General features: G+C 45.7%; 7 protein-coding genes. 1 reads left to right on the top strand and 6 read right to left on the bottom strand.

Annotated features, from left to right (window positions below; translation table 11 throughout):
• Positions 1-33 precede the first annotated feature (33 nt).
• Entirely contained in the window at positions 34-1287 is a 1254-nt protein-coding gene (gene metK / locus P2W83_RS09865) for a methionine adenosyltransferase (protein ID WP_276133554.1), read from the top strand.
• Positions 1288-1406: 119 nt separating this feature from the next.
• Here the strand turns inward: metK and P2W83_RS09860 are convergent, their stop codons facing one another.
• The 6 genes from P2W83_RS09860 to P2W83_RS09835 form a co-directional block, all read right to left on the bottom strand.
• A complete protein-coding gene (locus P2W83_RS09860) occupies positions 1407-2825 on the bottom strand; it encodes a T9SS type A sorting domain-containing protein (RefSeq protein ID WP_276133553.1) in 1419 nt (472 codons plus the stop codon).
• 466 nt (positions 2826-3291) lie between these two features.
• Entirely contained in the window at positions 3292-4839 is a 1548-nt protein-coding gene (locus tag P2W83_RS09855; RefSeq protein ID WP_276133552.1) for a T9SS type A sorting domain-containing protein, read from the bottom strand.
• Between the two features lie 189 nt (positions 4840-5028).
• A complete protein-coding gene (locus tag P2W83_RS09850; RefSeq protein ID WP_276133551.1) occupies positions 5029-6714 on the bottom strand; it encodes a T9SS type A sorting domain-containing protein in 1686 nt (561 codons plus the stop codon).
• A 173-nt stretch (positions 6715-6887) separates the two neighbouring features.
• On the bottom strand, positions 6888-8552 hold the full coding sequence (locus P2W83_RS09845; protein ID WP_276133550.1) for a fibronectin type III domain-containing protein: 1665 nt from the start codon (positions 8550-8552) through the stop codon (positions 6888-6890).
• Positions 8553-8709: 157 nt separating this feature from the next.
• Complete coding sequence (locus P2W83_RS09840) at positions 8710-10338, bottom strand: fibronectin type III domain-containing protein (protein ID WP_276133549.1); 1629 nt, start codon at positions 10336-10338, stop codon at positions 8710-8712.
• A gap of 349 nt (positions 10339-10687) precedes the next feature.
• Positions 10688-12436, bottom strand: a complete 1749-nt coding sequence (locus tag P2W83_RS09835) for a T9SS type A sorting domain-containing protein (RefSeq protein WP_276133548.1) — start codon at positions 12434-12436, stop codon at positions 10688-10690.
• Positions 12437-12487: the final 51 nt, after the last annotated feature.

Below are 12487 nucleotides of genomic sequence, written 5' to 3'. Positions count from 1 at the left end.
GCACCCAACAATTTTAGAAAACTATAATTACACATGCCTTATTTATTCACTTCAGAGTCCGTGTCAGAAGGTCATCCTGACAAAGTAGCGGACCAGATATCTGATGCCCTTGTTGATAATTTCCTGGCCTGGGACCCAACTGCAAAGATCGCTTGTGAAACGCTTGTAACTACGGGACAAGTAGTACTGGCCGGTGAAGTAAAATGTAATACTTATATAGATGTTCAAACTATCGCTCGCGAGGTAATTACTAAGATCGGTTATACCAAGAGCGAATACATGTTCGAAGCTAACTCGTGCGGCGTGCTTTCTGCTATACACGAGCAATCTCCTGATATCAACCAGGGTGTTGATAAGAAGAAGAAAGAAGAACAAGGCGCTGGCGACCAGGGTATGATGTTTGGCTATGCTACAAACGAAACTGCCAACTACATGCCGTTGGCCCTGGATATGGCACACCTGCTGCTCCGCGAGCTTTCTTTGATCCGTCGCGAAGGCAAGCAAATGAAGTACCTGCGTCCTGATGCTAAGAGTCAGGTAACGCTTGAGTATAACGATGATAACAAACCTGTACGTATCGATACAGTCGTTATCTCTACACAGCACGATGATTTCGATACTGAGAAAAAAATGCAGGAGCGCATCTCTAAAGATGTACAGTCGATCCTGATCCCTCGGGTTATCAAGGTTTATCCTCAGTACAAGCACCTGTTCAACAAACAGATAAAATACCACATCAACCCAACTGGTAAGTTCGTTATCGGTGGTCCACACGGCGATACTGGCCTTACAGGCCGCAAGATCATCGTTGATACTTACGGTGGTAAAGGTGCACACGGTGGTGGTGCCTTCTCTGGTAAAGATCCCAGCAAGGTTGACCGCTCGGCTGCTTACGCAACCCGCCACATTGCTAAAAACCTGGTAGCTGCCGGTGTATGCGACGAGGCACTGGTACAAGTATCATACGCTATTGGTGTTGCCAAGCCAATGGGTGTATATGTAAACACATACGGTACTGCTAAAGTAAAAATGACCGATGGCCAGATCGCTAAGATCGTTGAGCAGGTATTTGACATGCGCCCTTACTTCATAGAGCAGCGCCTGAAACTGCGCCAGCCTATGTATAGCGAGTGTGCTGCTTATGGCCACATGGGCCGCGAACCACAGACGGTTACAAAAACCTTCAAATCGGCTGATGGCAAAACCAAGAACGTGAAAGTTGAGCTGTTTACATGGGAAAAACTCGACCACGTAGACAAGGTGAAAAAAGCCTTCAAACTGAAATAGGAATTAGACTATAGTTCAAAAAGCCCCGGATTTACCGGGGCTTTTTTATTGGAGTATCTACACAAAAAAACATCCCGCACTTTTGGTGCGGGATGTAGTTATGAAAAGTGCTTCTGGACTTATTGTTTGGTCAGCTTGATAACCTCGCTGCGTGTTTCGTCTGTGTAGCGAACGAAGTACAGACCAGGAGTCAGGCCTTCCAGGCTTACCACTGTGCGGTCTTCAGTTACGCTAGTTGTTTTCACCAGCTTACCAGTCATATCCACTATAGTAACCTTCGCATTGTTGCTGCGGCCTACAGTAAGGATAGTTACCGTATTGCCAGCAGGATTGGGATACGCGTCGATCGCGAAATCGCCAGAGTTCAGATCATCCACCCCGGTAGTCATGGCTGTATGGAACTGAACCTCGCCCCACGGAGATACTGGCTCGCCCAGGGAGCAGTAAGCGCGCAGGTAGAAGAAATATGGCAGGTTGCTGTGCAGACCTTTCAGTACAACCTGTGTATAGGTTGTGAATGTACCTTTTTGAGGAGGCGACTGGGGATCGATGCTGACTGCATACTCATACTTTGTTACGTTAGGTACGGCTGTCCATGATACAAGCGCCGTTGTCGAAGTGATCTTGTTCACGTCGATAGTTACCGGCGGGATCTCACACACTGGCATGGTACAGAATGAATCCAGCAACCAGGTTTGTGCAAAAGAATCAGGGATGGCGCCAAAGGTGCAATTAGTCCTCAGGTGAACATAATAACATGTATTAGGCACCAACGTATCTATGTGCAGAGGAGGATTAACTGTCTGGTAACCAGTGTTGGGAGGATCCAGCGGAGACTGATCGATCACAATTTCATATTCTTTTACATTGGGGTATTGGTTTGACCAACTCAAATCAGCAGTCGTAGGAGTAATATTAGAAGCGCTAAAATTTGAAGGAGGAGCGCATGGGAACTTGACCGTAAGACCACCAACTGGTATCCTAAGTGCGGTTGCCGTACCAGTAGAAGAACCTGTGGTTGCAAATATACCCCTAGACGTGGTCACGTTTGCGAAGCTCGTCAGGAAGCCATTGGTTACCGCTGTCTGAGAAATTTCGACGATGAGTGACTTAGTATTATCATAAGTAAAGCCAGCTGCATCCAACGGTATTTCTACCCAAGTATTGGATGAGACAGTCGGAATACTCAAGTCCGCTGCGGCACGCACTATTTGCATAGGCGGTGTCGTTACGAAGGTAGTGGTAGGACTGAAAGCGTTGCCTGTCATTTGCCCCATTCTGATCTCCAGATCCTCTATTAACGTGTTCGTGGCATTGCCTGATGCCCTAACCCAGAACGAAGTAATAAGACCGTTCGGCGCAGGAGTTGCAAGGGTGAATTGGCCCGGCAGGTACAATATCTGCACTTTCTGGTTATTGGCATTGAATGGCCAGGTTTCCGTAGGAGTTACGTACGTTGCATTCCAGTAATGTGGCGGCTGCGCAAAAGCGGCCGTGCAAACCAGCATTAAAAGGGATAAGAGTAGCGATCTTTTCATTGGATCTGTATTAATAAAATAAAGGTGTTATCTCTGTTATAGACAGTAGTCGAGGTTTTAAAGTTAGTAAAATACTATAAAAAGTTAAAGTTCCAAAGGGTTGAATTTCACTTATTATACTTCCTGGCCATCATACATTATCTTTTAGATAGATATTTCTGGACTTTTGTTGTCATTTGTTGTCGATTTTATGGTCCGAACAAAAACACAGTCTTTTGACCTGATTTTAGACAAACGCAGTACAAGTGCGCCTTTACGTCCGAATTTGTTACAGAATGTTACCATTTTCATAGTGATCAACACTGCTTGCCTTATCCCCATGTCAAAAAATTTAGTTTGCTGCAAACTCAAAACGCGCGGTCAAATACAGCGACCGTTTTTCAATAACAAATATTCAAATATTTTAAAACATCTCCAAAACAAAAAAGGGCGCCACAAGGCGCCCTTTTACTTGAATATTAATGGTTTACTGCTTGGTAACCCGTATAACTTCTGAGTTTTGCTGGTCGGTATATTTTACCAGGTAGATACCACCCGGAAGAGTGCTCATGTCAATATCAGTTTTCTCTGAACTTACATTGGCAGTACGGACTGTTTTGCCGGCCATATCGGTAACCAGGATGCTAGCCGTTCCCGACCTGTTGCCTTTCACCTGTATGGTAACAATACCTTTTACAGGGTTAGGGAAAGCATGAACGTTTACAGCAGCCGAATTCAAATTGTTCACATTTACAGGCCATGTTTTGAAGCTGGCAGTAGCCCAATCTGAAACACCGTCTACACCCACGCTGGTGCAATAGCTGCGAACGTGGATATAATAGTCTTTGCCATCGTTAAGCGAAGACGCCTGGATGCTGGTATATGGATATTTAGTACCCAATGCCGGCGGAGTTGGAGAACTGGTCAGCGCGTACTCATACTGTGTTGCTGTAGGCACAGCATCCCAATAGGCAACCGCGTGGTCTACATCTATATTCTGAATATTGAGCGTTGGCGGACGGCAAGGAATCGGCGTCAGGAACGAATCAAGCGACCAGTTAGACATTTCGCCTGCAGCACATTTAGAACGGATGTGCACATAGTACCATTTATTCTCCTGTAAGCCTGCAATATTATCGCTCGTAGTAGCAATATTCTGAAGACCGGTAGTTGAGGTCGGATCGTTGCGGTTCTGGTCTACGAGGTAGTCATAAGTGATCGCTGAAGGCCACACATTCCAGTTGATAGTACCCGTTGTAGGAGTAAGATTGGTGGTGTTGAAACCGACAGGCGGTAAGCATGGCGGCAGCGTTGTAAACGAAAAATTTTGCCAGGGCGAAAAGTTAATAGCGCTGCACTTATTAAACACGTGCAAATAATAATTCGTTCCTGCTTGTAAGCCGGTCACATTGGCCGTGGTATTTGTTGTAGGCGTAGTAGTATAAGGCCACACAGGTGAGGGATTCTGGTCTACAAAATATTCGTAGCCAAATGACCCTGATACGCCGGTCCAGCTTACTGTAGCAGATGTACTGAGTATGTTGGTTACAGACAGATTGGTTGGACCAGGACATGGCGGGCCTGCAAATACCTCTATCTCCCTGTGGTTAGGGTTCGAAGAGCCGTTCACCAGGTCAAACCTTAACCTTGTGGTAGTAATGGGCACAGCGAATACAACAGAATCGACAAAATTGGTAAGCGGCGTCGAATAAGTTTGTACGGTTATATACGATGTGCCATCCCAATATTGAATTGTACAAGATCCCATGGGCCTGTCGGCTTTCCAGAATTTCACTTTGGTAATACCGCTTTGTACGGTTGGCCAGGTATACTCTATCCAGCCGCCGGTGTTAAGCCAGCCCCAGGGCGTGGTAGCAGGCGCTGCTGTGATGATACCATCGTTGTAATTCTGAGGGCCGTACGTAGTAACGCCGCCGCCGTTATGCGCAGCGGTGGCAGTAAGTGCGATATTTGTTTGCGACATGCCTGCAAACGAACACGCCAATAGAAAAGAGAACAATAAAATTCTTTTCATCTTGAGTATTGTTAGTGTTTATTGAATATATAAGCAGCGTTAACGCTTGATGCGAATACATTAAAAATAAATTAAAAAACTGACAAAATATAATCCACTGATAAAAAAACAGGCATTTTTTTCAAACCGTAGTTAAAAAGAAAACGCCAGCCCGGAGAGGGCTGGCGTTTTCTTTTACCTGAATTTGAATTAGTTCTTATTGATCCTTAAGGTTTCTGCATGTGCCGCATCGGTATACCTCAAAATGTACACTCCCGAAGGCAAACCAGTCATATCGATATCCGTTTTGTTGGCGAGGACATTGACAGTGCGTACTATTTTGCCGGCTACATCAGTCACCAGCAGTGAGGCATCGCCACTCCTGTTGCCGCCTACCTGCAGGGTCAATACGTTCTTTACCGGGTTAGGGAACGCCGTTACAGAGAACCTTTCGCCAGTCAGGTTATTTATATCTGTAGGCCAGGTTTTAAACGATGCTGTTTCCCAATCGGAGATACCGCTAACACCTACGCTGATGCAATGGCTGCGTACATGAATGTAATAGTCTTTACCATCCTCAAGCGACGAGGTCTGCATGCTGGTATAAGGATATTTTGTACCTAATGCCGGTGGCGTTGGCGAACTGGTCAGCGCATATTCGTACTCTGTAGCCGTCGGCACCGGATCCCAGTATGCCACAGCATGATCAGTATTCAGGTGGCTTATTTTGATCTTTGGCGCACGACAAGGTATAGGTGTCAGGAATGAATCCAGCAACCAGTTAGATATCTCGCCACCAATACATTTAGACCTGATGTGCACATAATACCAGGTGTTCTCCTGCAGGTTACTTAGGTTATCGGCTGTAGTAGTAATATTCTTAAGACCAGTGGTGCTGGTAGGATCGTTTCGACTCAGGTCAACCAGGTAGTCGTAATCAAGTGCTGAAGCCCATGGATTCCAGTTGATGGTGCCGGATGTGGGCAGAAGATTAGTCATTTTAAAACCTACAGGCGGTTTACACGGAGGCAGCGTAGTAAAAGCATAGTCTACCCATGGAGATGGATTAGTTGGGCTGCAAAGATTGCGTACGTGCAGGTAGTAGTTTGTTGATGGAGTAAGACCGGTAGCATTTACACTGGTAGTTGTAACAGTGGTAGGCGTGTTTGGATATGGTACGGTAGCATTCTGATCGATGATATAATCATAGCCCACTGAACCAGATACAGCACCCCAGCTTAACAGAGCAGTGGTAGATGTAATGTTAGTTGCATTCAGACTACCTGGGCCGGGACAAGGAGGACCTGTCTGGATATCAAGACCGAGGTCGCCGAAAGAAGATGTGGCATTACCGGTACCTGTTGTTGCACCATAGTTACCCCATATACGACGGGTGGTAGACATAGTTCCCTGGCAGTTGGCAGTGATCGTTCCACTCATACCATTGTGCTCAATTTCTACTATGAAATTGGTACCAGTAGTATACGGAATCGGGTTCTGCAGCGTAACGCTAAACCAGGTGTACGCTGCAGTAGTAGGCACTACATGCGATGTTACCTGGTAAGCAGTAGCAAGTCCAGTTACAAAAACATTGGTTGTGGGCAGACCCGTAAGGCTGGTCATACCAATACGGATAGTAAAGTTGCTATACGTGGCCGAGTACGACCCACTCCAGGTTTTAAAATATATTTTGGTGATCTGACCCGTTGGCGGCTGTATAGTAAAGTCGCTCGGCTGATACAACCACTGCACCTTGTTATTACTGGTCGTCGACCCGAAAGGGTAAATGTTGTTAGAAGACCCTTGAGGGGTTGAATATTGAGGCGGTTGGGCGGTGGCTACACCTGCTAATAGGAAGAGCAGGTGGAAACAAATGAGTAGAATTTTTTTCTCCATCTTGATTCTGGTTTTTAAAAACTTAAAAGGCCTCCCGCAATATTATTTCCAGGATTAATTTAAAGTTAATTTAAAAATGTACAGATTGCATTAAAAATGGATTAAAAACATTAAAGACCGCTTAAAAAGCGATCTTTAATGAATTGATAAAGAAGGAGTTCTGTTTTAGCGTTTTAGCGTTTTATCATTCTCGCCACCGCGTTGCGGGTATCATCTGCATATTTTACCAAGTACACACCCGGCGCCAGATCAGAAGTATTGATGATCATCTTTGTTGCAGTAACCGCCTGCTCTTTAGCTACCCGGCCCGACAAATCGGTGATCTCAACTTTTGCAGAGACACCTGGCGAGCCGCTAAGCGACAACGTTACCTGCGATTGCGCCGGGTTGGGATGTAACGTAAGACCAAAATCTGCTGTTGTAGTGTTACCTACAGACACTGGAAAAGTTTTGAACGATGCAGTACCCCAATCAGAAAGACCTTCTATGCCGAGGCTATTGCATTGACTGCGCACATGTATGTAATAATCCTTGCCGTCGTACAGAGCAGATGTGTGCACGGCAGTATATCCATATTTAGTACCTAGTGCAGGAGGCGCTGGCGAAGTCGTGATCGCATATTCATAATCGTGCGCCGTAGGAATTCCCTCCCAGTGCGCCACTGCTTCGTCTGTATTGATATGATCGATCTTAATAACCGGCGCCCTGCAAGGTATCGGTGTCAAAAACGAATCGAGTGACCAATTGGATATCTCGCCGGCTGCACATTTGGAACGGATATGCACATAGTACCAGGTATTCTCCGAAAGCCCACCTATATTATCAAGCGTTGTTGCAATATTCTTTAAACCGGTAGAGGACGTAGGATCATTGCGCGACTTGTCGACGATATAATCGTATGTAAGCGCCGAGAGCCACGGGTCCCAATTAATAGTCGTAGCGTTTGGCGCAAGATTGGTTACATGAAATTTGATAGGTGGCTTACAAGGCGGTAGTGTAGTGAACGAATAGTCTACCCATGGCGACGGATTGTTGGCACTACATTTATTGCGCACATGCAGGTAATAGTTGGTGGACGGTAGCAAGCCTGTTTTATTGAAACTGGTAAGTGTAGTAGCCGTTACCGTAAAAGGAGAAGTAACCGTTGCGTTCTGATCTACTATGTACTCATAACCCACAGAGCCTGAAACAGCACTCCAGCTAAGATCAGCAGTAGTTGATGTGATATTGGTTGCCGCAAGACTGCCAGGCGACGGACATGGCGGACCTGCTGGCGCAAACGTAATGAAACCAGTAAAGTACCTGGGTGTGATGGTCAGAACATAGCCAACATTCTGTGAGCTAATCTGGTAGTTGCCGGTATATAAGCTCACTCCATTCGCTGTAAAATTGTTGGGTGTCGGCGTACCGCTGCTATATTGAATTGACACGGTATTTACGTTTAATGCAAAACGGTAAACTGCTCCGTTGGGAATAAGGAAGGTCATACCTGTAATGAAAGGATTGACACCGGTAGAAGTGATACCACTGATTGTGGCGGACGATACTTGTGTCCATGTTGGATTTGCAAGCGTGCCGACTGTGCCGCTTAGTGAAGTAGAACTATACCACAGCGTAGCAGTTACACCATTGAAGCTGGTACTCGACTGGCTGCCGACATCCGTGAGCAAGATCGGCCCGCCGCTATTGTTTTCAACAACGAACGTTACAAAGCTGTTGGTAGACGTTGACGTGTTACCGCTGTAGCCGGTACTGCCAATGGTCGTGTTGATCGTTGTTTGTGCGCTTCCTGTTATCCAACAGGCAAGCATCAGCAAGATAGAGCAAACGTGTTTCATAACTGTACTATTTTAGAAAGAGCTTGATCGCAGCATTTATCACTGCGTATTTAAAGCTATTCTATATAGACAGTCGGGACGATTAAGGGCCGGTTAAATAAAAATTAAAGGTTGCTTAAAAAGCAACCTTTAATTCAAACCAAAATTGTTGTGTAGGCTATTCTTTTACAAGTTGCGATACTTGCGAATGAATACTGTCTTTGTATTTAAGAAGATAAACACCCGGCGCAAGGCTGCTTGTGTTAACTACAACAGCGTTAGAAACATTTTTCATCTCTATCAATACCTTACCCGATATATCTGTTATCTCCAGGCTATTGTTACCCATGCTGCCATTTACCGTAACAGTCACTTGCGTGCGTGCGGGGTTTGGCGACAAGGCAACATTGAAATCTTTGTTGCCGGCAGTGCCAACTGACACAGGGAAAGTTTTAAATGATGCGGTACCCCAGTCCGATGTACCTGCTACACCCAGGCTGTTGCACTGGCTGCGTACATGCACATAATAATCCTTACCGTCATTCAGCGCAGCAGTGTGCAGTGTAGTGTATAAATATTTAGTACCCAGGATAGGTGGCGTTGGCGAAGTAGTTACTGCGTATTCATAGTTCAGCGCAGTAGGTACCGGATCCCAGTAAGCTACAGCTTCGTCGGTATTGATGTGATCTATCTTAACAATAGGTGCGCGGCATGGTATCGGCGTCAGGAACGAATCGAGCGACCAGTTAGATATTTCGCCTGCAGCACATTTGGAGCGGATATGTACATAATACCAGGTGTTTTCTAAAAGCACACCCGAATTAGCGCTTGTGGTCAAGGTATTCGTAATACCTGTAGTTGACGTTGGATCATTGCGCGACAGATCGATCAGGTAATCATAGCTTAAAGCTGAAGCCCAGACATTCCAGTTAATAGTTCCCGATGTAGGTGAAAGGTTGCTTACTTTAAAACCAATAGGCGGCTGGCATGGTGGCAGCGTCATAAAACTATAGGTCACCCACTGCGATATACCGTTGCCAGTGCATTTGTTGCGCACATGCAGGTAATAAGTAGTTGAAGGAGTAAGTGCAGTAAGGTTTACTGATGTAAGTGTGGTGGTAGTAAGACCAGTCATCGGAGGAGTAGCCGATGTTGTTACTGCGTATTCGTAACCTACCGAACCTGCAACAGCAGTCCAGCTAACAGTAGCCGTTTTTGAAGTAATAGCGCTTGCATTCAATGCCGTTGGCACCGGGCATGGAGGACCTATCTGGTAATAGATCTCTACGCGACTGATAGGCGTACCATTGCCTTCGGTAGAATAGTTGGGTGCAGGGCCACCGGTGAGGCTGCCTTGATACAACAAGCGATTCAGGCTAATGTTGAACGCACCGATGGTTGCGGCAAACGGCGTTGCAGAAGCACTGTAAGAATTAGCAGTACCTGTACCAACGTGGCCCAGAACACCGATGATATCACCATTGGTCACATTGATATTGACCGGCTGAATAACGCCATTAGTTGCTGCGGAAATATAAGCCAACGTAGTAAAGTTACTTGAGGAGGCAGAGTACACCACAGGCGTTGGGTCATTGATCTTCATAAGATGAATGTACTGGTCACCTGAACCAGCATCAGGAGATACGCGAAGACCGACAATGGTGAAATTGGTAGGCGCTACAAACCAGTAGCCACGAACCGAGCCAGAGTAAACAGAGCTGTGTACGGGCAAAGGGATCATAGTTTGCGACCATCCTGAAGTTGCCCAGCCAAGAATGATCGCCATCAAAACGTAAATGTGTTTCATACAATTATCTATTTTAAAAAGAACTAGGTTGTAGGGTAAAAAACCGCGCATTAAAACTATTTTACATAGACAGAAATACCGATTAAGGACCGATTAAAATGGCATTAAAGGTTGATTAAAACAACCTTTAAAAACACTATCGAAACGCGTCTTATACCTGCTTAGTTTTTCACAAAATTACTGCACGTATTCAAAAAAGACAGGAAAAACGCAATGAAAGGTTGGATTTGAATTAAAAACAGGTAAAACAGAAATATTTATAAACCGGCAGTTGTCAATAACCCCATATTTTTAACCCATAAAAAAAGAGGTCGCTAAATGCGGCCTCTTTCTATTCGCTAAGGTCATCTTACTCTTTTGTGAACCGTTGCGTGTGACGTGCTCCATTAGCTTCAACCTGCAGCATATATACACCGGCAGGCAGGCTAGCAGTAGAAATTGTCGCCTTACGTTGCTCGATATTACCTGAAGTAATTTCGCGGCCGGCAACGTCCATGATCCTATACTGTCCATGATCCAGGCCGTCTACAAACAGCACGTCCTTCACAGGGTTTGGATAAACTTTGATCTCTTTACCAGACACAACCGGAACATTCGTGATGCCCTCGCGCAACGTGGTCGTAGACCATCCTGAACGCGTGGACATCGTATTGCACTGAGTGCGTACATGCAGGTAATAATTATTACCGTCGGCTGGCAAGGTCAGACCCACAAAGGTGGTATACAGCGGGCTACCAAAAGCAGGCGGTGTTTGGCTTGTGGTGACCGCGTACTCGTATGCAAACGCCGTTGGTACAGGATCCCAGTAAGCATACGGTTCATTAGTACCCAGGGCGTTCACCTTTACAACAGGCGGATAACAATTGATCAGCGTCACGAAAGAATCCACTCTCCATCCCGAGCTATCAGTACCAAAGCACCGTGAACGCAGGAAGAAATAGTATTTTGAATTAGGAGTTAGTCCATTAAAGGTTTGATTGATGTTGGTAGTATTAACAATGCCCGCAGGTGGAAACGTTTTGTCGAAGGTCAATGCGTATTGATAATAATCTGAAGACACCATAGGACTCCACAACATACTGGCCGATGTATCGCTTACATACTTTATCAACAACATCGAGGGATTAAAGCATCCAAGCGTACTGAATGACAAAGCCGTCCAGGCAGAAAAATTGGTGCTGCACTTGTTACGTACGTAGATGTAGTAAGTTGTACCACTGGCAAGGCCACTAAGGTTGACATTTGCACTAGTAGTAGTATTTGCGCCAGATGCAGTATAAGCCGGTGGTGTAGCCGATGTCGATATTATGTATTCATAACCCAGCGAAGCTGGTATTGCACCCCAGCTTATGTTTGCACCGCTGTTGGTAATATTCGCTGCAGAAAGGCTGCCGGGAGCATTGCATGGACGGTCCCAGATATACACCTGCCCGGTTGGCGGTTTCGTGCTTATGGTTGTTGTAAACGTTGAAGAAGAGGACGTAGGTGATGCAGTAGGCGCATTCAAAGTCTGATAGTCTGAACCAGACTTGGCAATACCGATAGTAGCCGAAGGACTATTGGGAGCATCCGGTCCCTGGTTGTAAGTGATCTCGATACGGCCTGTTTCAAATAGCCTTACCTGGAAGGCGATAACGTTGTTGCCACTACCATAGTTCCAGCGCCAGCTACGCCATTCAACAGTAAAAACACGATTGGGCGCCGCACCACTTGTTTGATAAGAAGCGACACCACTGGGAGAACCACTGAGATCATCCCACAACGGCGCTACCATTGGACCAAAAGTATTCGCATCGGTAGCACTGTTGGTCAGGCCCGAACTGGTTGTGGTGTTGAAAGATAACCAGCCATTAGAGCTAACGCTTACCGTCGTGTAGTTGCCCGTTGTAAAAGGGAACGTAAAACCGATCGGGATACCAGAAACTGTTTTGTCATCAGAGCTAATAGCTATTGTTGTACCTCCCGACAATTGGTTGTATGCGGCATTGTACGTTGTGAATGCATAGCCTGCAGCTGTAGAAGGCATTTGGGCTTTTAAGGTCTGTGACGAAAAGACCAAAAGCGCAAGAAGGTTAAGATAAGAAAAGAGCTTACGCATAAAGTTTACAGTTAAAAGTTTAATAGGAAGTATAAAGTTAGATTAAAAAAA

Origin of the sequence: Polluticoccus soli, assembly GCF_029269745.1 — a bacterium.
GTDB lineage: Bacteria > Bacteroidota > Bacteroidia > Chitinophagales > Chitinophagaceae > Polluticoccus > Polluticoccus soli.
Note: the sequence above shows the minus strand (reverse complement) of the source record. Positions and strands in the feature narration are given on the sequence as shown.